The following is a 21,104-nucleotide window of genomic DNA, read 5'->3' as shown; positions in this document are numbered from 1 at the left end:
AGTAGAGCATAAATTTGTATAAATGATGTCTACAGACATGGTTAACCCTATGTAAGCCAATGTCGTAGAAACTTGTAAACCATGAAAGAATAGATGCTAGAATAGCGGCATCACTATAACATTATACAATGGGCTTATGCTACCGTAAAGAGGAAGTTGAGAAATCATCCCAGCTAATCCCTTGTATAATGCTGTTTCTAACCGTCATTGCGTCACCCTTGTGACAACGTCATGTATTTAAACGTTGGTTTCGCGAAAAAGTTGCGATTCTCATGAAAATCTTTTTATGAGGATCGTCTCATTTTCCTGCGCTCGCTTTTGCACTTTGTTAGTATAGCTTGTTTTCATACGCACCGTCGATATTAAACATTTTCCATGGATAAGTTTTCACCTATGAATCTCGTACAAGCTTCATTACCCGATCAATAAACGATTGAAACGATTATGTATACGGAAAAGGCCAGCACAATTGCTGACCTTCGCCGTTAAGCAAAGTTAGTTATAAATCTTAGGAAGCTTCTTCATATCATTCATGACACGGGCCATGATAATCGCCGCATCGCTTCGAAGCAGACGTGCTCTCGGCTCGAATACGGAGCCATCCTTCGGTTCAAGCGGATTAATCAGCTTGCCTTGAATAAAGGCCTTCTTCTGGATCGCCAGGACGGACGGAATGGAATAGAAGTCGAACGTGCCGGAATCCTTAAACACCTTATCCAGTGCGCTCTTCGCTTTCGTCGAATCGGTCTCCAGCTTCAGCTGCAATGCCCTTGCAAGGATCGTCGCAGCCTCTTGACGTGAAAGCTCTACATCCTCGTCAAAGAATCCTGGGCGCTTGCCGTTAACGATACCAGCTCTTGCCGCCGTCTCAATGTAGCGATAATCATAGATCGCGCTAGCGTTGTTGGCATTCGTAATCGTCTCCGGGTAATAGGAGAAGTGGTGATCTCCTGCGAAATTAAGGGGAAGATTCATCGCCCTAACAATCATACGCGTAAATTCGCCGCGTGTAACGTAACGATCTCCGCCGAAGAGTCCAACCGGATCAACTGCGTTCATAATGCCTTTGGAGAAGATGGCTTCCATCGCTTCGCGCGCATAAGGATGATCCGTGATGTCGTTAAACCCTTTCGTCAGTTTAACGGCCACATAGTAACCGAATTTATTGAAAGGCACAGTTACTGTACGTTTCTTCTCATCCACTACGCCGCCGATATTCTCCCACGTACTGTTGTACGGGTCAAATCGGAATACCGTAATCGTTGTTCCTGCGCTCTGTACGACGTTGGAATCATACGTAATCGTCAAGCTTCCCGGCGCGCTTGGCACAAGCTCTAGATCGAATCGATTCCAGCGGCTCGCGAAGTTGCCTTCATATTTGCCCACCAGATTCGGGAACGGGAACGGATCTTGTCCAGTCGTAATAGGATCATAACCCGGCGACAGAATCGGATCCGGATCGTCCGCAAGTCCTCCGTCTATCCAATACAATGGGCTTGCTTTAATGAACTGTCTTGCTTGGTCTTGGAACCTGTAGCCAATATGAAGATTACCTTCGGCTTGGCTGTTAGCCGAATAGTTCGGCGGCTGACCTTCGTACAAATGGCGATCGACGATCCCATCGTTAGGATTGGCAATGGCGAATAGCAGATCGTTTCCATTATATACTTGGGTAGCGTGTCCGTTGGAGTTGTTGTAATTCGGCCTAATGAGTTGCGTATTTTTGGTAAAGGTTAGTGTTAGTGAATTGTTGAACAATTTATGGCTGGATGCCATCGTTTCGAGCATCTGCGCCCCAGGTATGTTAGTAGGGACATACTTCACAGTAAGCTCTTGCTTAATCGTGTCTTCTCCGCGAGTGATCTGGAATGGAATCTTGGTATCTCGACCCGCTCTTAAATCCTTGACGACGGCCCGGAACGCATCCACGTTCGTAACGGTGCTTCCTGAGTATTCTTTAAACGTAACCTTTTCGGCTTTCTCTTTGCCGATTGTGATGGAGTCCGCTCCTGGCGATGAAATGATGACTTCTACAAAGTTTTTGTTTGTAATCCGTTCTTCGGTCAATGGTGCTTTGATATTGTACGGTATCGAAATCGGATTGATTTCCAGTCGGTATGTCGCTCTAGGCCCATTGGGTCCTGCATTGTACACAGTCACTACATAAACCATGGAGCTGCCGTCTTCCGGCATTACTTCGTTCGCAATGTTGAAGAAAAAATTCTCTTTGTCTACATCGTAATAGAATGTTACGCCAGCACGTCCCGTTGGACCGGAACTGCCACTATTCATAATGTAATCAGCTGCAGTATTACTCGGATCCTTCAGAATGGTCCGGTTATTGGTGCTAAGCTTGAATTGTTTTGACAAATCCCATGTCACATCGGTCGACCAATTCGGCGAGGATATGTTGACGATGTAATTATTTTTGTTCCCTACATTGGCCAAATTGGTAACGACATCGTTCTGTCCGCCAAGATCGATAAAATCGAACGTGCCGTACACATCGTAATAAGCGTCCTTCGTTGTGTATACCGAGCCTTGTTTCGTAAAATTCGGATCATTCGGCAGAGGCGGCCATTGGCCTCGCGAATAAGGGTATACGCCATCGCTGTCTAAAGCCGGAACGACTGGCAAGTTCGTTGGTACAATATTGAATTTTAGGGTCGATTCATAATTGTTGCTTGCCGAGATAAATACAAACTTAACCGTGTTTTCTCCAGCTTTGTTCAGAATACCGCCGATAAAATCCGCATTGGCTGACGGTGCTGGTTTAAATTTGGTTGTCGTAGATGCGTCAGGTACCAAGGGAACCTCAACGTTATTAATGTAGAGGAATACAGACTGCCCCGGTGCTGTATAGTCGATCTCCGCATCGTTGACTACATTGAACAATTGACCCTCGAAGTTGCCCAGTTGAGTCATTAAGGAAGCATTGGTTCCTTTAACCGAGTCAAACTTGACGTCCATGCCGTTTACAATTGTATTGAATTTCATGTACGGTCCATAAAGCAGTCTGGCCGTAACGGTTTTCACTTCGGTTGTCGCTTTGCCCGCAGTTGTAAAGTCTGTATTGAACTTGAAAGAAACCAAATTCGTTCCCGATTTCGGCAGCTTCTGAATTTCAAGAAATACCCGCAGGAACGATTGTGTTTGATTGTTGACTTGGCGAGTAACGACCTGCGCCAACGGCGCATTCGGTGCAGCGCCTCCATTTGGTGCCATTACCATCTTGTAGGTAAATGCCGACGAGCCCGAAACAGAAGCCACGATCGAATCCACAACCTCCGCATACGCTGGAGTAGCAGGCGTAGGTGTATTTAGTAGTTTTTCGTAATTGCCGATTAATAATTCCACGCCCATCGGAACCGAATAGACATCAACGCCCGAGGTTGGGATGTCGGTGCTTTGCAAATTCAATATTCGTGTAGTATTGATGGCTTCGGAGCGAATGTTGTTTCCAGTAATCCCCTTAGTCATCGAACTATCGAAGCCCGTCAAATAATTGACGTCATAGACATAAGCTTTGCTATTGTCCCTCAGTGTGAAAGCCGTCCATGTAGATTCATTGTATTGATTCAGGTTCGGAGATTTAAAACGAATGCTTTGCGAGACGTCATACGAGACCGTCGGTAACGTATAAGTAAAGCTTACCGTAATAAACTTGGTTGCATCAGTGATCGTTGTAGGTAAGTAACTCACGGAATTGGCAACCGGAGTTACTGTAGATCCGCCTTGTACTTGCATAGTAAGCAACGCTGTTAGTTCAGACAAGAATGCTGGATCATCGTGGTCGATCGTATCGTTGGCATTACCCGTCAAGTCGTGAAGCGGCAAAGGTATGATGGCTTTCCCACTTATTTTAAGCCCTGCATTCGTTGCAGTTCCATAGTTCAGGTTTTGCTGAAGAGCAACCTTATTCGAACCATCAGCTTGAGAAATCGCCAGATCGTAATAAGTGACTTCACCGTTATAGAAAGCTACCTGACGCGTCGTTTGAACAACTTGACCGCCGTTGTGTACTCTGAACGAAATATTATTGATTCCCTTGTCGATTGTAAGCTGGGATGTGCTAAAACGATTGTTGCTTGAAGCCGTAGATACATTGAAGTCGAAAGAACGACCGTTAATATCGATTGTTACCTTTGTTGCATTAGGCGCTCGTCCCGTGATGACGACTTGCCCCGTGCTGGATACGATCGGAGCCGTACTGTACAACATGGTCGGTTGATCTTCCAACAAGTCATATTCCTGATTCTCGAACTGGACCTTTAGATCGTATAGCATCGGACTGTCACGATATTCGATATAGATGGATTCGGTTACGGAAGAAGCGCCCGCAACACCCTTGAACGTGATTTTGTTCATGCCGGGGAACAGGATCAGGCTGCTGACCGAGATGCGGTTATCTCCCGTTGTCGCGACCCCTGTCGTAATTTCCTCCGTCGTATTCAAAACTTCCTCGGTGCCTGATGAGGTTACTTGTTTGACGTTGTAGCTGATAGAACTGCCTACAACTCCGTTAATGGTACCTTCCAGCTGGATCGTGCCCGTAGATACGATTCTCGCGTTCGCCCTTGTGTCATTCTCGTTCGGAAACAAGAAATAAGATCCCGCCGCCGAAGCCGTCTGAGTGGCTGCGAAGCTCGGCAGCAGCGTGACGAACAAGGCGATGGTCAGAATGAGTGATAATGCTCTTTTCAAAACATGTTCCTCCTTTATGTAGGTCATTCCTTAAATACGGATTCAAATTGCATGGAGCATACGAACGTTGGGACGGATTAGGTCTAAAGTCGCCGGAGAGCTTGACCTCTCGCGCCGAACATGTCGAAGCCGCGTATAATATTCCTCCCTCTTCCTCTTTAGTCAGATTTAGTTAGTCTAAATGATAGACGCACTGACATCAGAAAAGTTACGTACTTTCTTTATCGGTTCGAGCGCAGCATATGTTTAGGGACGTCTTGGATATTTGAGGCAATTGGGATCAACATGGGACTTGCGACCCCCTGGCGCGTTTGTGTAGCCAAAAATAAAAGCTCCGCGCCCTGCGTAAAAGCAGGTTGCGGAGCTCGGAATACAGAAATAATGACTTTATTTGCCGCGCGATTGAGCTTGCGTCTTGGCGGTTCTAATCAAGCCGATGCGCACCAGGAAGTTGATGAGCGGACGACGCGTCTTATCGACAATGCCCGTCAGCTCCGCGCCGATCTGCAGGAAGAACATGAGCAAGCAAATTACGGCGAACGTAATCCAGTTAGCCGCGCTGGACTGCACGACTGCGGATTGTACGATAGCGATGGCTCCGAATAGGGCAGCTACTCCCCAGATGATCAGAACCGTGCGGCGATGGCTGAAGCCAAGATCGCGCAGACGGTGATGCAGATGTCCGCGATCCGGCGCGAAGATCGGCTTCTTGTTTACCCAGCGGCGAACGATAGCGAAAAACGTGTCGGACAACGGCACGCCGATGATCAAGAGCGGCGTCACGAACGATACGATCGTAACCTGCTTGAAACCCAGCATGGACAAGGTGGCCAAGCTAAAGCCAAGGAACAGGGAGCCCGAGTCGCCCATAAAAATTTTGGCCGGGTGGAAGTTAAACACCAAGAAGCCGATAATGCCGCCCAAAAGCAGCGTGCTAAGCAAAATAACAGGCTGGAAGCCCATCAGCGAGGCCATTATCGCAATCGTTGCGATGGCGATGCCGGAAACGCCGGCAGCGAGGCCGTCCAGTCCGTCAATCAGGTTAATGGCGTTGGTAACGCCGACAATCCATAAAATGGTCAGCGGAATGCCGATCCATTGCGCGATTGGCTGCATGGTTTCGCCAAACGGTACGTTAACAAGGTCGATGTGGACATTGAAGCCGAATACAACGACGCACGCAGCTGCGACTTGACCCAGCAGCTTTACCTTCGCCGACAGCTCGAAGCGGTCGTCGAGGGCGCCCAAAATGATAATGATTGTACCGCCGACGAGCAGGGCGTTAATCATATTGACGTCTTGCGGCCGCAACAGCCCTTCGGGAATGAACGGCTGCACAAGCAGAAAGGCTCCCACAAATGCGACGTAGATCGCCAGCCCGCCCATACGCGGCATGATGCGCGTATGTACTTTCCGATGATTTGGCTTGTCGATCGCGCCGATCTTAAATGCGAATTTTTTAACGAGCGGGGTCATCCCCAATGCAAGCAATAATGCGATTACGAATCCTATGGAATACAAGAAGCCAATAGGCATGTGTACAACTCTCCTTTTTCCGAAAGCCTAAGCAGGTCGCTTAACAAGCTATTACCCCGTTATCTTTCACTGCGAAACGATACCTTATGCGAACGATTCGGGAACGATTGCGATCCGTCATTCGCCGCCAACGCTTCTTCGTTTTGCTCCAGAGTGAATTATACCCTGATCGAAAAAGAAATACCAACGCCGTTTTCAACCAATTTTCATTGAAAAGGCGCAGTTTCACCCAATTGGGCGGGATTTTGTTACATTTTCTTTGTTGCGGATCACTTTCACGACGAATTTCGGCAACGCAAGCATTCTTCGGTAGCGCGTCGGCTCCTGCAGCAGCCGATACAGCCACTCCAGACGAAGCTTCTGGTACAACATCGGGGCGCGTTTCAGCTTGCCCGACACGACATCGAAGCTGCCCCCGACGCCCATGATAAACGGAACGCCAAGTCTCTCCTTGTACTGCACATTCCAGGCTTCCTTTTCCATGCCTCTGGCCACGAACAACAAATGCGGCTGAAGCGCGGCAATCTCGTCCACGATCTCCTCGTCTTCGTCAGGTCCGAAAAATCCGTTGCGATACCCGACGATGCGAACCTGCGGATATTGAAGCTGAAGCTTTTCCGCCGCCGCTTCGATAATTTCTTGCGATGTGCCAAGCAGGTACGCCTTCCATCTCCGCTTCTCGCCCTGTTCAAGCAGACGATGCATAAGATCGAAGCCCGTGACGCGCTCGGCGACGGGGTTTCCGCCATATTTTGCAGCCCATACGACTCCCGCACCGTCCGGTACGATGAGATCGGCTTTATTCATGATGTCAGCAAATGCGGGATTGTCCAAAGCCGCCATAATCATAATCGGATTAGCCGTAATGATATGCGTTTGGCGTCCTTCCTCGATTGCCGTTGTCAAATAACGGACCGTCTCGTCCATGCTCATCTTCGAGAACGGTATGCCAAAAATCGGCACGGTTGGATGTTGTTTCGACATGAGGAAATCACCTCGATCTATATTGACGCAAGTTAGTTACGATTTGTTGCGCCGGTTGTTGCGATTGTTGCTTCAAAAGGTCGATTGCGGGTACATGCTTCTTGCGCCATTCGTCAGGATTGTCGAGCAGCGCGACCGCTTCGTTGGCAAAAAGCTCGGGATCAAGCTGCTCCGTATCGCCTATCGCCGTCAGGCCAATGCGATGCAGGAAATGGTCGATCTTCGGGTCGTAGGACAGTCCAAGCATCGGCACCATCCGGTTCGCCGCGTAGATAAGCGCATGAAGTCGCATGCCGAACAGAACATCGCAACGGCTTACCTCCAGCAGCATCTGCTGCGGGTCATCGCCGGGAGCGGCCAGCTCCACCGAGCTCCCCTCGCCAAGTTTGCCGCGCAGCCGTTCGATCATCTCTTGCGACGTCACCACGTCGGAAGGGGTATGGAACGGAAGAAACCGCAGCGTGACGGAGCGGCGCTTCGACAAAGCGATCAGCGCTTCCGCCGCGCGCGCCAAGTCGGCGCCGTCTTGGCGCCAGCTCCGCAGCGACACGCCGACGATCGGCGTGACAGACGCGTCCGACGCGACAGGCACAACAGGCGCGTCCTGCGAAACTGGCGGCTTGACGCCGCGAAGCGCAGCTTCCCCGAGTGCCGCCTGGCCTCTTCCCGTCGACAATTGCGAAGCGCTATCCGCAATTGCGGATCCAGCGAGGTCGGCCGCGAGCGCCCCGCTTGGCGCTTGCAATGCGTCGGCATTCACCGATGTCTCTGCGCCCTCCGGCAACGGCAACCCCATAACGGGATCGGGTACAACTTCGATCCTCTCTCGCGCTACGCCAATTCGTGCGAGCAAGTCCGCAGATTCGGCATCCCGAACGGATACATAAGCGCTTCGCCGCATAACGCCGCGAATGAGCGGATCCATCCAGCGGCGATTTACCGGTCCGATGCCCTGGGCATAAGCGAACGTCGGTTTGCCCAGCAGCTGGGCCAGTCTCATGATTCCGGTATAATACGGAATCGTCTTCGTTCCCGTAGCGTCTTGCAACAAGCTCCCGCCGCCGCTAATGAGGCCGTCGCAGCCTCGCAGCGTCCGCAAAATGTCGGCCGGACGCATGCGATGCGCCGCTTCCACGCCGTACATGGAGCTCGTCCACGCCGGATCGGCGCTGAGGACGACCGGCTGGACACGCACGCCTTGGGCCGCTCCTTGCTCTTCTAGCGCCAGCAGGATGGAGCGCAGGACCGCTTCATCTCCGCTGTTGCGGTAGCCGTAGTAACCGGATATGGCTATGCGGACGGTTTGCGAATGTGAGGCTGAACCCATCTGCGCCAAGCTCCCTCCAATAAGATCCAGGCTCCGATACATACGAGTCCGATCAGAATGCCAGCTCCGAGACCAAGCAGCGTGCGGATCGTCGAGATGTACAGAGGCGTATGCAAGTGGGTAAACGTGCTTACCATGGACAATTGCCCCATCGTCCCGACGATAATGAGCACCCAAGCCGCGCGGTATCGAATCGCCAGGAACAAGCCCAGCAGAAGCGGCGGATGGCCTAACATAAATTCCTTGAATCTCGGACGTACGCCGAACGTCGATTCCAGCCAGCCGCGTATCAGCAGTTCGATGGAGCTAACTTGTCCGGCATTGCCCGAACGGGAGATATAATAGAAGCCGATAGCGCCGATGACAACCGCGCCCACGACCATCAATAAAGTGATGGGACGAGACAGGATGCCGATCGCGCGTTTGACAACGCCATGACCGTCGCTGCCCTCATACAAGAACACGTAGAAGGCTACAAGAAACAACGGCGCAAAGAACAGGACGCTGACGCCGCGGAACTGCTCCAGCACCAGGCTGTACGTAATATTGTGCAACAGGCCAAACACGAGCGGTACCGCCGATAGCGTAATCAGCGTGCCGACGATGAACCAGCTAAGCGCGGTGACGATCCGCTTGCCGGCAGGCACGTCAGGGAATACCCACTGCGTTCTTGGCTCGCCTTCGTAAGAAGCTCCGCCCACCTTCCAGGTTTCGCCGCCCACCATCCTACGATTGCCGATCGTCCGGGCATAGATGCGGTTCATGACCCAGATCATCGCGAGCGTTGGTCCGCTTACCGCGGCGCCCAGCGCGAGCGCTTGCTCCATAAGCGAGCTGTTAAGCACATACAGGCCTGCCGATCCCACGAGTCCGAGCAGGAATACCGGTATCGCGAGCGCGGGTAAGAATGCTGCGACCAGAAGCGTAATGATCGCAATGGCGCCAAGCGCTACGACCGCGCGCACGGGCTTCTCCCACGAGGCGTTGACGTTCTCGAACGGCTGCGCTACCCCATGCGGGAAGCCAGCCTCCTCGAGCTGGGCGATAACGCCGTCCTCGCCGCCCATTACCATCGCCAGCTTGTCCGCGGAATGGTTCAACTTGCCGGTATCCATGCTGGATTGCAGCATCGTGTTCAAGAAGAACATGCGGATATTGCGATCCTTGGCTGCCAAAAGAAAGCGGTCGGCAATGCCTTCGCGCGTCATCTCGATACTGTCTTCAGGCGATAAGGAATACACCCTTACCACATTATAATCTGTCATATAAGCAAGTTTATGAATGCCTTGCTGCGGCTTCTTGAGATTCTCGATCGCCGTCAGCCCGATTCCGTAATCATTAAGCAGCGTGCCGAAGCTATCCAGACTGCCCAAAGCGCCTTGATCGCTTGCGCCCTTGGACTTCTCGCCGTCGAACAGCAGTCTTGTCACGCCATAATCTTTGAGCATGGCAAGCTGCGCGCTGGTACGCTCTGCGTCATAAGGAACCACTCTGTCCGAGAATCTCGCAAGAATGTGGAATCCCTTTTCGCGGAGCTTCTCCAGCGACATCGGGTCGAAGTCCATCGTCTTGAGATGAACGGCGGTCAGAGCTTGCTCCACCACCATGCCGTTCCGATCGCCGAAGGACCAGTCGCGGTAAGTCACGCCCGAGCGGTCAAGCGCCTCGCGCACGACCTTGCCCACCTTCTCTTCCTCTTCCTCGCCCGCGAACAGGATGTACGTATAATTGACGCGTTCGCTAGGCAGCTTGCCCTGCAGAAGCGCGGCGTCCTTCTCGTTGTAATACGTCAACCTTCCTGCCTGGCTAAGTTCCTTCAGAGTGCTTTCGTAGACGGCCATCGTATTGACGCCCGCTTCCTTCAGCAATCCCAGTTGCTCGTCCAGAAACTCTCGTGGATTCGCCTGATGTTCAGCCACCTCGATCAGATCTCTGTAATCGAATGCGTACTCCACCGTATTGGCGGAGTCCTCCATCGTCATCCTTTGAAGGCCCAGCGGCAATGCCGCCACGATTCCGATCAGCGTAATGACCCATAACCATATTTTCGCTTGCCTATTCCATCGCTGCCATAACATACGCACGTAAATCCTCCGTTCCACCTCTAAGCTTGCTTATCGATTACTGAACGCCGTCGACGCGGGACATAACGGCTTCCTTCAACGTTTGCAGAGCGGACTTCGCCGACTCCGGGGAATCCTGCTTCACCGCAAAATAAACCTTGATCTTCGGCTCCGTGCCCGACGGCCGCAGGCAGAACCAGGAACCGTCGGCTCGACGATACTTGAGCACGTTCTCCGGACGAAGTCCGTCCAGGCCCGTGCTGTAGTCCAGCACTTCCGTCACCTTGACGCCGCCAATCTCCGCGGGCGGGTTCGAACGCCAGTCGTTCATGATGGCGCCGATCTGCGCAACGCCGTCGATGCCCTTGAGCGTGCGGGATTCCAGCCCTTCCAGATAGCTGCCGTACTCCGCGTACAGCTCCAGCAGCACGTCATACAGCGTCTTGCCTTGGCTGCTGTAGTAAGCCGCCGCTTCGCAGATGAGAAGCGAGGCGACGATCGCGTCCTTGTCTCTGGCATAGGTGCCGCTCAGATAGCCGTAGCTCTCTTCGTAGCCGAACAGGAAGGAACGCTCCCCTGTTTGTTCGTAACTTGTCATTTTCTCGCCGATATATTTGAAGCCGGTCAGCGTATTTTCTACTTCCACGCCAAATGATTTCGCGATGTCCGCGCCCATCTCGCTGGTTACGATCGTCTTGACGACGACGCCGTTATCCGGCAGCAGGCCGCGTTCTTTAAGCAAACTCAGCTTATAATAAACCATGATGGCGCCGGATTGGTTGCCCGACAGCACCACGTATTCGCCTTCGTTGTTCTTCACGACCGCGCCCATTCGGTCCGCGTCCGGATCCGTGCCGATGATGATATCCGCGCCAACCTTTTTCGCCAGCTCGATCGCAAGCGTAAACGCTTCGCGCTCTTCGGGATTCGGCGACTTCACCGTGCTGAAATTGCCGTCCGGCTGCTCCTGCTCGGGCACGATATGTACATTGCGGAAACCCGCGCCCTTCAGCGCCTCGCGAACCGGCACATTGCCGGTACCGTGCAGCGGCGTGAATACGATGCTGAACTTTTCTCCCAGCTCCCCTTGCAGCAATTCCCGGTTCAGGCTTTCTCCGACGACCGTCTCTAAGTATTCGCGATCCGCCTTCTCGTCCAGCCAAACCAACAGTCCTTGCGCCTCGGCCTCTTCGCGTGAAATCCGCTTCACTTCGCCCAAGCTTCCGATCTGCGCAATTGCCGCGATGACTTGCTCCGCATCCTCCGGGATCAATTGGCAACCATCCGCCCCGTAAGCCTTGTAGCCGTTATATTCCGGCGGGTTATGGCTTGCCGTCACGACGATGCCTCCGCTCGCGCTCAGCGCTCTTACCGCATAGGACAGCTGCGGTGTCGAACGGAGCGAACGGAACAAGTACGTTTTGATGCCGTTGCCCGCCAGCACTAGCGCGGCGTCCAGCGAAAATTCCGGCGACATGCGGCGTGAATCGTGCGCAATCACTACGGATGGCGACGCGCCTTGCGACAACAGCCAGTTCGCGAACCCTTGCGTCGCTTTGCCCACGGTATACACGTTCATCCGGTTCGTGCCGGCGCCGATTACGCCGCGCAGACCTCCAGTGCCGAACTCCAGGTTGCGGTAAAAGCGATCCGCGATTTCGTTTTCTTGGCTCGAGATGCCGGCCAGCTCTTCTTTGGTCGCGGCATCGATCAATGGATCGCCCAACCAGCCTTCATATTGCAATTGAATCTGTTCTTTGTTTATCATAAGGATTCCCTCCGCCACTTATCGAAATTTGGTTTTATCTAGGCCCGCTCCGACAGCGCAAACATCAATTCGCCCTCTGCAACGATCTTTTCTCCAACCTTCGCTGTAGCTTGTCCCTTGCCGATCGGTCCTTTGAGGCGCGTAATCTGCACCTCCAGCGTGAGCGTATCGCCCGGCTTCACTTGATCGCGGAACCGGAAGCCGTCGATGCCCGCGAAAAAGCCCAGCTTGCCCTTGTTCGCTTCCACCATGAGCATAGCGACAGAACCGACTTGCGCAAGCGCCTCGACGATCAATACGCCCGGCATAACGGGATAACCCGGGAAGTGGCCGACAAAATGCGGCTCGTTCATCGTCACGTTTTTGATACCGACGGCTCTGACGCCCGGCTCAACCTCAACGATGCGGTCGATCAGCAAGAATGGGGGGCGGTGCGGAATAATCTCCTGGATTTGATTGATATCTAACATTTAATAAGCTCCTCTCATGTCCGTGTCCGTATAAAACATGTCCTAGTCAGAAACACTAAGGTTATCCTGCGCAAAACTGCAGTTTGCGAAGGTTAAGATAAGGAGGCTTGGCGAAGAACCCGAAGCGTTCGTCGCCCGGCCTCTTTCTGTCCTGTGCGATGATGATGCTAAAGCGTTACATGTGAGGGGTCTTGGGCTGAGGCGGATTCAATGTCCGATACGAGGCCGCATAGACGAACGTGGTCACGAACGAAAAAGCGATCACAACCCATAAGTATGTCGAAGCAAACGACGCCTCGAAGAAGATGAACATGATGGCCGCATAGAACATGACCGTTGTCAGCTTCCCCATCCAATTGGCCGGCACGTTTTTCTTTTTGCGGAAGTGAGAGATAAGCCCTGCGGCTATCATTCCCAAATCGCGCAAAAACATCGCACCTGCCGCCCACCAGGAAATATGCCCCGAAACGAGCAGCGACACGATTACCGTGAACAGCATCAGCTTGTCGGCCAGCGGGTCCAGCATCTCCCCTGCGGGAGTCACCTGACCGTACCTTCTGGCGATATGACCATCCAGCACATCCGTCACGCCGGCGGCGACCACGACAAGAAACGCGGGAATCATGTGTCCGCTGACGAATATTCCGATATAGACGGGAATGAGGACGAAACGCAGCGACGTCAACAAATTCGGCAGATTCAACACATCACGCTCCCCGGCGATTGTCCATACATGGTCTACCTTGGTTCCCAACTATTATAAACTACCTCCTCGAAAATGAAAACAAATCCATATCGACCTCAGTCCCGGGACTGATTGCCTAAAAATTGTCTCCATGATAAAATACTGACTTAGCGTTCAGTATGATGTAGTCGGCCCCGACTCCCCACTGGAAAGAAGGTGAAATTTGAACAAAAAACAACTCCAAAGCGAAGAAACCAAACATCGAATCGTCGAAGTCGCAAGCGAGTTATTTGCAAAAAAGGGATACAACGCCGCCTCCATCCTGGAGATGGCCGCAGCCGCCCAATGCAGCAAAGCCAACATTTATTATCACTTCAAGAGCAAAGAAGGGCTTTTCCTGCATATTGCCGAGCTGCTCGAGACCGAATGGTATCGCAATTGGGAGGTCCATAAGACCGGTTACGACACTGTGACCGAGCAACTGTTCGGAGTGATTGAATTCTCCACCAAGCAGGGACTCGCTCATCCGCTCTATATGGCTGCGTGTGAATTTATTGAGGGCCATGCCGAAGGATCCAGCGCGGTCAGGAAGCTGCTCGCGGCCAAGATCGAGAAGAATCGGCTATTCTACGAAGGCCTGATGACGGAAGGCATTGTCAGCGGAGAGTTCAAGCCGGGCAACGCCAGACAATACGGTATTATATTAGAAGGCATGGTGCGGGGCATCAGCGAAACGGCCGGCAGCATGAACCCAATGGAAACACTGGAGCTTTACAAAGCCGCCCTTAATGTTCTGCTGCATGGAATTGTACGGGAACAATAAGGCCACACTACAAGACAAAATTGTTTATTTTTTTATGAATACGGAGGGTACCTTTCATGCAAAGCGCAGCATCCGCGCCAGGACCCGGATCGATCGATCTGGGCAACATCAAACGACTGCCGATACTAATCTCGCTCATCATCGGCGCATTTTTCTCCATTCTTAATGAAACGTTACTGAACATCGCATTCGTTGATCTTCAGAAGGAATTCAACGTTGCCTACACAACCATCCAATGGTTGTCAACCAGCTACATGCTTGTCGTCGCGGTGCTTATTCCGGCGTCGGCCCTGCTCGTACAGTGGTTTACGACGAGACAAATGTTCCTCGGCGCCATGATTCTATTCTCCGTCGGAACGCTCGTGTGCGCCGTTGCGCCGCAGTTCTCCTTCCTGCTCGGCGGACGCATCATCCAGGCATTCGGCACAGGCCTTATGCTGCCGGTTATGATGAATACGATTCTGGTTCTGTACCCGCCCGAGAAGCGCGGAGCCGCCATGGGCAGTATCGGTCTCGTCATCATGTTCGCGCCTGCGATCGGACCAACTCTCTCCGGTCTGATTCTTGAATCCATGAATTGGAGATGGTTGTTCTATCTCGTACTTCCGTTCGCGATCTTCGCAGTCATATTCGCGTTTATCTTCCTCAAGAACGTTACCGATGTAACCAAACCGCGGGTTGATATCCTCTCCATCCTGTTGTCCACGGTCGCGTTCGGCGGCATCGTCTATGGCTTCAGCAGCCTTGGCGAAGTGGAGAACGGCTGGTCGAATCCACGCGTCTATGCGTTCGTCGCTGCCGGAAGCGTAGCGCTCGCCTTATTCATCTGGCGTCAGCTCACCTCCAAAACGCCGATCCTGGACCTTCGGGCGTTTAAAGCTCCGATGTTCTCCTTTGCCACCGTGCAGGTCATCATCGTTATGATGTCGCTGTTCTCCACACTGATGCTGCTGCCGATTCTGATGCAGCAAGGTATGGGCATGACCGCGTTCGCAGCAGGTCTCGTGCTGTTGCCGGGCGGCATTCTGAACGGTTTCCTATCTCCTATTACCGGCAAGCTGTTTGATAAGTTCGGCCCGAGAGCGCTGGTTATTCCAGGCTGTGCGATTCTCGTGCTGGTCATGTGGTTATTCACGCGCATCACGCTCGACACCCCAACATCGACGATCGTTCTGCTGCACTGCACAATGAGCATAGCGATGTCCATGATCATGATGCCGGCTCAGACTAATGGCCTGAACCAATTGACTCGCCAGTATTACCCGCATGGCACGGCTATCATGAACACCCTGCAGCAAGTTGCCGGCGCGCTTGGCATCGCGTTCTTCATCAGCGTAATGTCGTCGGGAACCAAAGATTTTGTACTTACGGCGGCTGACCCGACTGATCCTGTGCTTGGAGCCCTCGCTTTGAATGCAGGTATCCACGACGCTTTCCGGCTGGGCATGATCTTCGCGATCGTCGCTCTTGTATTGTCCTTCTTCATTAGAAGATCCGTGTCTCCCAAAGAAGAGGGAGCCGCTGAGCCTCGCATGAGCGCAACGCATTAATAGGGCAACGGGGCAGAAGGCAGCAGGGAGTCTTGCAAGTTCCTTGCTTCCTTGCTCCTTGTTCTTTGAGCTAACTGACATGATAAAGAGCCTCTCCTGATGAAGGGGCTTTTGTTATGGCTCGATTGTGTATGGTTTTTCATACTCGCGTACCACGAACGGAACGGTTTTTTCCAAATAACGTCTCTCCTAAACAACAAAAAAGCCCCCCGTCACCAGGAGGACTCGCGTCAGGCCACGGGCCTGGAATGAATATAGCCAATCAAGACTCTGCAAAAACGAGGTCGTACAAGTGCTGCCAAGTCGACCATTTAAACACTTCATCCTTGGGTGCGTCCCCGAGGAACACATATCCGGCATACAAGCCGACGATGAGCATCACAATCATGACGACGGGGACGATACTCTTGCGGAACAGCCAGAAAGACACGACTGCCCATCTCGGGTATTCGCGTTCCTCTTCCGCTTCCTCATCCCACTCCGGTTCGTTTACCGGCTTTTCCGGTTTCGCCGACCTTTCCGGCTTCACCGGCCCTTCCAACTTCACCGGCTCCGCCGGCTTCCTCTTGCCGAAGGTCAGCTTCGCCTTCTTAGCAGGGACTTCCTTCTCTTGATCATTCGCTGTGCTCGAGCTCGAGCTCGACGAAGATCCGCCATGCCGTTCCATACGGGACAATCCGCTGCTCCTCATGGGAGTCCTCAGCTCGGCCGTTGCTCCGCCTGCTCTGACTCCGCCCGGGGCAGGTCTGTCTTCCAATTCGATACGGCTCGAATCTCTTCGTTCGTCAGCCATACGATCACCTTCATTCCATCCTACGCGCGCATCGTGTTCGCAATACCCATCATCGTATCGCTGGACGATAACGCTCTTGCTGCCAATTGATAAGCGCGCTGGACATTGATTAGCTCTGTCATCTCGTCGGTAAGCTGTACATTAGACTGCTCTAAGTAGCCTTGACGCAGAGCGATCCGATTATCCATCGTCGGCACAATCTCCTGCACGACGTCGTCGACATTAATGCCGAACGCAATCGTGAACAAATTGTCCGCCACCGGCGTAAGCGCCGCAGGGCGCGAAGCTTGCAGCAGCTTGATGCTGCCGAGCTCAATCGTATTCTCGGAGGATACACCGCGAACCGTGCCATCGGCATCCACGCGCAGCGTGAACCCTGCCGGCAGCACAACGTTGCCCTCCACGAATCCGCCGTTGCCGTCAGGCACGTTCGCCACAACCGGATAACCGTCTTCCGTTGCCAAAATCGTATCACCGTTTGCCCGCATCGTCAACTGGAACGCTCCGTTGCGCGTGTAAGCGCGCGTCCCCGCACCATCCACCTGGACCTCGAACAAGGCGTTGCCTTCGATGGCGAGATCCGAAACATTGTCCGTCGACTTAAGCGGACCTTGCGTCAGATTGGGCTGGATCATCGTCACCCGTGCTCCCCAGCCTTGATTGAGATCCAAAGGCGTCAGCCGTCCCGGCCGTTCGAATGAACCCGGCTGCGTCTTCATATTCGTCAGCAGATCCTCGAAGGACGCTTCCTTCTTCTTGTAGCCGACCGTGTTGACGTTGGCAATATTATCCGATAACAGATCCAGCTTCTGCTGGAGGGCGTTCATCGACACCATGGCGTTAATCATCGAAGCGTTCATGCCGCGTAATTCCCCCTTGTTCCCTTAGTCATTAAACGCGGCCAATCTCGTTCGCCGCCTTCTGCAAGCTCTGGTCGTAGAATTGGATGACCTTCTGGTTCGCTTCGTATGCGCGCAGCGCCGCCATAAGATCCACCGAGGCTTGCGCCGCATCGACGTTGGAGCGCTCTATGAAGCCTTGTCTGACTTCGATACGCTCATCTGCTGCAATCGCCTGCACTTCTCCCTCGCCGTTCTTGAAGCGGAAGTTGCCATTGCCTTCGCGCACGAGATCATTCGGATTTTCGATCCGGGAGATGAGCAGCTGCGCGCCGACATCGTTGCCATCCTCGTCGATAAAGCGTTGATCCGCCGTAAGCACCAGGTTGTCGAGCCCTACGCCTTGCGGCAGAGTAATCGGTTGTCCGTTCGTGCCAAGCACGAAGGAACCATCGCCTGTCATCAGGAAGCCGTCACCCGTTAACGTAAATTTGCCGCCGCGCGTGTAACGGATCTCGCCAGACGGATCCTGCACCGTAAAGAATGCCTGAGGCTGAAAGACCACCTCGCCGTCAGCCGATACCATCTTGCCGGATGCGTCGAAAGTAAGGCCGTCCACTTCGATGTCCGAGATCAACGCGAAGTCGGAGGATTGATTCGTCTGCGTCAAGTCGCCTTGCAGATGAATGGACAAGCTCTCCTCGGCGAACACCCCGCTCGTCCATCGGCCGATCTCCGTCCGCTCCGCGCCTTGTACTCCCGTCATGGATAGAAGCATCTCCGGGAATGAACGCGTCACGGCGTTCGTCTGTTTGTATCCCGGCGTATTGATATTGGATATATTATTCGTAACCGTATCATGTCGGCGTTGCTGCGCAATCATGCCGGACGCTGCCGTATATAGACCTCTTAGCACGGTACTCCTCCTAAGTTCTGTCCTACGTTCTGCTCAATGTGATTACTCTTCTATATTTATCGGTCCGGAATCAAGACCGCTTAATAGCTGAACATGAGACCAGAGACTTATATTCCGCCTCGGCGCGCCCCCCTAAGGCGCCCTACCCGCGGGAATCCGCCGCTTCTGCCAAGCTTGTCCGCCCTTGCTCCGCCATGCTGCCCCTATGCCTGGGTCCCCATCCAAAGCTTCTATGCCGCAAGGCTTATTTCTTGAGCCTGTCCAAGTGATCGAGCAGAATGCCCGTCCCTTTTACGACGCAGTGCATAGGATTCTCCGCGATGAGCACCGGCACCTTAAGCTCGTCCGCCAGCAACGCGTCCATGCCCCCCAGCAGCGCTCCGCCGCCGGTCAGAATCACGCCTCTGTCGATGATATCCGCCGACAGCTCCGGCGGCGTCTGCTCCAGCACGTATTTGGCTGCGGCTACGATCGACATAACAGAATCCCACAACGCCTCTCGCACTTCGTGAGAGCGAATCGTTACGGTCAGCGGCAAGCCGGAGACCATATCCCGGCCTCGAATATCGATCTCTTCGTTCCGATTCTCCGCATAGACAGTGCCGATCTTGATCTTGATATCCTCGCTGGTCCGTTCCCCGATCAAAAGCTTGTACTTATTTTTGATGTACTTCATGATGGCATCGTCGAACTTGTCGCCCGCCACCTTTATGGAAGATGCCGTTACAATGTCGCCCATAGACAGCACCGCTATATCCGTTGTGCCTCCGCCGATGTCCACAACCATGTTGCCGCTAGGTTGGAAGATGTCCATGCCGGCGCCGATCGCGGCGGCCTTCGGTTCTTCCTCCAGGTAGACTTCCTTCGCGCCGCTTCTCTCCGCCGCTTCCCGTATCGCCTTCTGTTCGACGGACGTAATGTTTGTCGGCGCGCAGATCAGAATGCGGGGACGGCTAAACCACTTGCGGCCATCCACCCGGTCAATAAACGCTTTCAACATAATTTCCGTAATCTCAAAGTCGGCGATGACGCCGTCCCGCAGCGGACGGATCGCCACAATGTTGCCCGGCGTACGTCCAACCATACGGTGCGCGTCCTCGCCGACCGCGAGCACTCGCTTCGAATCGCTTTCGATCGCAACGACCGAAGGCTCGTCAAGCACAATACCTCTACCTTTCACATGAATGGATACGTTAGCCGTCCCCAGATCAATCCCGATATCCTTGCTTAGCATAAGGCGTAAGTCCCCCAACTAATAAATTGTACGTAGGCGTTCCATTTGGCCTTCCAACATCCGTGGAAAAACCCCTAACGTACATTATTCGTCAAAAAAGACCAAAATCCTCTCTTCGCCAAGCAATTTTTGATGAATATTCGGGTAATGTCAGACCTTGCCCGCAGCGAGCACTTCGCGCTTCTTGGAGCTGGTTTTCTTGTACTTGATCTTGGTCGCTTCGCCTCCTCTAAGATGCCGGATCGACTTGTGGTACTCGAGAATGTGCTTTACCTGGTCGGCCAGGTCCGGGTTAATCTCCGGCAACCGCTCGGTCAAATCCTTATGCACCGTGCTCTTGGACACGCCGAATTCTTTGGCGATCGTCCGCACCGTATGCTTCGTTTCCACGATGCAGCGGCCTATTTTAATGGTTCGCTCTTTGATGTAATCGTGCACGTTCCCGCCTCCCTACTCGAGATAGTTTGGTACATTATATGAGTGGAGTGGGTATATATTCGTTGTGGCCAAGCGTGACAAGCCCGGAAAGTGAATATTTTTGCAAAAAAAGAAGCAGGCCAGGGAAAAATCCCTTGCCTGCCCGCGGTTTCGGACGACTTTCGTCCTAGTGCGAAATTACTTGACGATATAATCCGCCGGGTTGACCGGCGACCCGTTGAGACGCGTCTCGAAGTGGAGATGCACGTCGAGGTCGCTCTCAAGCTCGCTGCGGCCCGCCTTGGCGATGATCGTGTTTTGCTCAACGTCGTCGCCCTCCGCCACTTGGACGTCCGAGAGGCTCTGATACACCGTCACAAGACCGTTGCCATGGCTAATCTCCACGATATTGCCGTTCGTCGGATGTTGCTTCACCAAAGTTACTTTGCCGGACAGTGCCGCCAGAACATCGAATGGCGTACCGTTGGGATCAACAAAGTCGATGCCCGTATGAGCCGTAAAGGAATTGCCGACCTGGATCAGCGCCGCTTCCTTCTCGGCCTCGCTTGCGTCCTCATCATAATACAGCGTTTCCTTCTGCAGCGCATTGTAGTCGGCTACCGGCCATGCCATCTTCTCGTCGCCCGTGATCACGCCCACGACATCCTCGCCCTTGCCTGTCTCTCCGTTCCCTTGTGCTTCTTCAGCGGCGTTGTCCGGACCCATTGTCGCTTGGTCCGTCTCACCCGACCCCTGATAGATCCACATGAGAGTAACGATAATTGCTGCCGCAGCCATGAAGATCGCTGGAGAAACCCATCGCTTTGCGAATAGCTTCTTCAGTCCGCTGCTAGAGTTTGCGGCAGACGCGCCTCCCAGACTATTTTTGGGAGTTTCTTGCTTGTTTTTGTTTTGGTTTTGTTCATTCATTAGCTATCACCTCACTAGCCATTGTTGCCAGATCTGCTAGGTTTATACGTGAGGCATAGCATTTT

The 21,104-nt window shown here is 53.1% G+C and carries 16 protein-coding genes; 2 read left to right on the top strand and 14 right to left on the bottom strand.

What is annotated here, in order from left to right; translation table 11 throughout:
- Positions 1-495: 495 nt before the first annotated feature.
- From H7F31_RS05240 to H7F31_RS05205, 8 genes are all read right to left on the bottom strand, one after another.
- On the bottom strand, positions 496-4,704 hold the full coding sequence (locus H7F31_RS05240; RefSeq protein ID WP_187103311.1) for an S-layer homology domain-containing protein: 4,209 nt from the start codon (positions 4,702-4,704) through the stop codon (positions 496-498).
- A 387-nt stretch (positions 4,705-5,091) separates the two neighbouring features.
- Positions 5,092-6,240, bottom strand: a complete 1,149-nt coding sequence (locus H7F31_RS05235; RefSeq protein ID WP_087569453.1) for a glycosyltransferase family 4 protein — start codon at positions 6,238-6,240, stop codon at positions 5,092-5,094.
- 225 nt (positions 6,241-6,465) lie between these two features.
- On the bottom strand, positions 6,466-7,224 hold the full coding sequence (locus H7F31_RS05230) for a WecB/TagA/CpsF family glycosyltransferase (RefSeq protein ID WP_187103310.1): 759 nt from the start codon (positions 7,222-7,224) through the stop codon (positions 6,466-6,468).
- Positions 7,225-7,231: 7 nt separating this feature from the next.
- On the bottom strand, positions 7,232-8,551 hold the full coding sequence (csaB, locus tag H7F31_RS05225; protein WP_187103309.1) for a polysaccharide pyruvyl transferase CsaB: 1,320 nt from the start codon (positions 8,549-8,551) through the stop codon (positions 7,232-7,234).
- Positions 8,515-10,629 (bottom strand): DUF5693 family protein, encoded by a 2,115-nt coding sequence (locus tag H7F31_RS05220; RefSeq protein ID WP_261800479.1) that lies wholly within the window; start codon positions 10,627-10,629, stop codon positions 8,515-8,517. The genes csaB and H7F31_RS05220 overlap by 37 nt, the downstream gene beginning before the upstream one ends.
- A 43-nt stretch (positions 10,630-10,672) precedes the next feature.
- Entirely contained in the window at positions 10,673-12,382 is a 1,710-nt protein-coding gene (locus tag H7F31_RS05215; protein ID WP_187103307.1) for a phospho-sugar mutase, read from the bottom strand.
- A gap of 38 nt (positions 12,383-12,420) precedes the next feature.
- Complete coding sequence (fabZ, locus tag H7F31_RS05210) at positions 12,421-12,852, bottom strand: 3-hydroxyacyl-ACP dehydratase FabZ (RefSeq protein ID WP_187103306.1); 432 nt, start codon at positions 12,850-12,852, stop codon at positions 12,421-12,423.
- A 175-nt stretch (positions 12,853-13,027) separates the two neighbouring features.
- Positions 13,028-13,555, bottom strand: a complete 528-nt coding sequence (locus H7F31_RS05205) for a CDP-alcohol phosphatidyltransferase family protein (protein ID WP_187105218.1) — start codon at positions 13,553-13,555, stop codon at positions 13,028-13,030.
- Between the two features lie 205 nt (positions 13,556-13,760).
- Here H7F31_RS05205 and H7F31_RS05200 point away from each other — a divergent pair, with 205 nt between their 5' ends.
- Positions 13,761-14,360 carry a TetR/AcrR family transcriptional regulator gene (locus H7F31_RS05200; RefSeq protein ID WP_187103305.1) on the top strand — a complete coding sequence of 200 codons (600 nt, stop codon included), beginning with the start codon at positions 13,761-13,763 and terminating at the stop codon, positions 14,358-14,360.
- Between the two features lie 56 nt (positions 14,361-14,416).
- Positions 14,417-15,910 (top strand): MDR family MFS transporter, encoded by a 1,494-nt coding sequence (locus H7F31_RS05195; protein WP_187103304.1) that lies wholly within the window; start codon positions 14,417-14,419, stop codon positions 15,908-15,910.
- A 262-nt stretch (positions 15,911-16,172) separates the two neighbouring features.
- Here H7F31_RS05195 and H7F31_RS05190 read toward each other — a convergent pair whose 3' ends face one another.
- From H7F31_RS05190 to H7F31_RS05165, 6 genes are all read right to left on the bottom strand, one after another.
- Entirely contained in the window at positions 16,173-16,703 is a 531-nt protein-coding gene (locus H7F31_RS05190; protein ID WP_187103303.1) for a DNA-directed RNA polymerase subunit beta, read from the bottom strand.
- Positions 16,704-16,723: 20 nt separating this feature from the next.
- Positions 16,724-17,563 (bottom strand): flagellar hook-basal body protein, encoded by an 840-nt coding sequence (locus H7F31_RS05185; protein WP_187103302.1) that lies wholly within the window; start codon positions 17,561-17,563, stop codon positions 16,724-16,726.
- Between the two features lie 31 nt (positions 17,564-17,594).
- Positions 17,595-18,458: a flagellar hook-basal body protein gene (locus H7F31_RS05180; RefSeq protein ID WP_187103301.1), complete on the bottom strand. Its 864-nt coding sequence runs from the start codon at positions 18,456-18,458 to the stop codon at positions 17,595-17,597.
- Between the two features lie 244 nt (positions 18,459-18,702).
- Complete coding sequence (mreB, locus tag H7F31_RS05175) at positions 18,703-19,692, bottom strand: rod shape-determining protein MreB (RefSeq protein WP_087569464.1); 990 nt, start codon at positions 19,690-19,692, stop codon at positions 18,703-18,705.
- Positions 19,693-19,842: 150 nt separating this feature from the next.
- Positions 19,843-20,130: a sporulation transcriptional regulator SpoIIID gene (spoIIID, locus tag H7F31_RS05170; protein ID WP_087569465.1), complete on the bottom strand. Its 288-nt coding sequence runs from the start codon at positions 20,128-20,130 to the stop codon at positions 19,843-19,845.
- A gap of 177 nt (positions 20,131-20,307) precedes the next feature.
- Positions 20,308-21,039 carry a M23 family metallopeptidase gene (locus tag H7F31_RS05165; protein WP_187103300.1) on the bottom strand — a complete coding sequence of 244 codons (732 nt, stop codon included), beginning with the start codon at positions 21,037-21,039 and terminating at the stop codon, positions 20,308-20,310.
- Positions 21,040-21,104 lie beyond the last annotated feature (65 nt).

It is taken from the genome of Paenibacillus sp. PAMC21692, from assembly GCF_014303795.1.
Taxonomy (GTDB): Bacteria; Bacillota; Bacilli; order Paenibacillales; family Paenibacillaceae; genus Pristimantibacillus; species Pristimantibacillus agaridevorans.
This window is presented reverse-complemented; position numbering and strand designations above follow the sequence as displayed.

Excerpts from the sequence above, each read along its gene's own strand:
- H7F31_RS05235 (WP_087569453.1), bottom strand. The coding sequence starts at position 6,240 with ATGCCTATTGGCTTCTTGTATTCCATAGGATTCGTAATCGCATTATTG.
- H7F31_RS05230 (WP_187103310.1), bottom strand. The coding sequence starts at position 7,224 with ATGTCGAAACAACATCCAACCGTGCCGATTTTTGGCATACCGTTCTCG.
- csaB (WP_187103309.1), bottom strand. The coding sequence starts at position 8,551 with ATGGGTTCAGCCTCACATTCGCAAACCGTCCGCATAGCCATATCCGGT.
- H7F31_RS05220 (WP_261800479.1), bottom strand. The coding sequence starts at position 10,629 with ATGTTATGGCAGCGATGGAATAGGCAAGCGAAAATATGGTTATGGGTC.
- H7F31_RS05215 (WP_187103307.1), bottom strand. The coding sequence starts at position 12,382 with ATGATAAACAAAGAACAGATTCAATTGCAATATGAAGGCTGGTTGGGC.
- fabZ (WP_187103306.1), bottom strand. The coding sequence starts at position 12,852 with ATGTTAGATATCAATCAAATCCAGGAGATTATTCCGCACCGCCCCCCA.
- H7F31_RS05195 (WP_187103304.1), top strand. The coding sequence starts at position 14,417 with ATGCAAAGCGCAGCATCCGCGCCAGGACCCGGATCGATCGATCTGGGC.
- H7F31_RS05190 (WP_187103303.1), bottom strand. The coding sequence starts at position 16,703 with ATGGCTGACGAACGAAGAGATTCGAGCCGTATCGAATTGGAAGACAGA.
- H7F31_RS05185 (WP_187103302.1), bottom strand. The coding sequence starts at position 17,563 with ATGAACGCTTCGATGATTAACGCCATGGTGTCGATGAACGCCCTCCAG.
- mreB (WP_087569464.1), bottom strand. The coding sequence starts at position 19,692 with ATGCTAAGCAAGGATATCGGGATTGATCTGGGGACGGCTAACGTATCC.
- H7F31_RS05165 (WP_187103300.1), bottom strand. The coding sequence starts at position 21,039 with ATGAATGAACAAAACCAAAACAAAAACAAGCAAGAAACTCCCAAAAAT.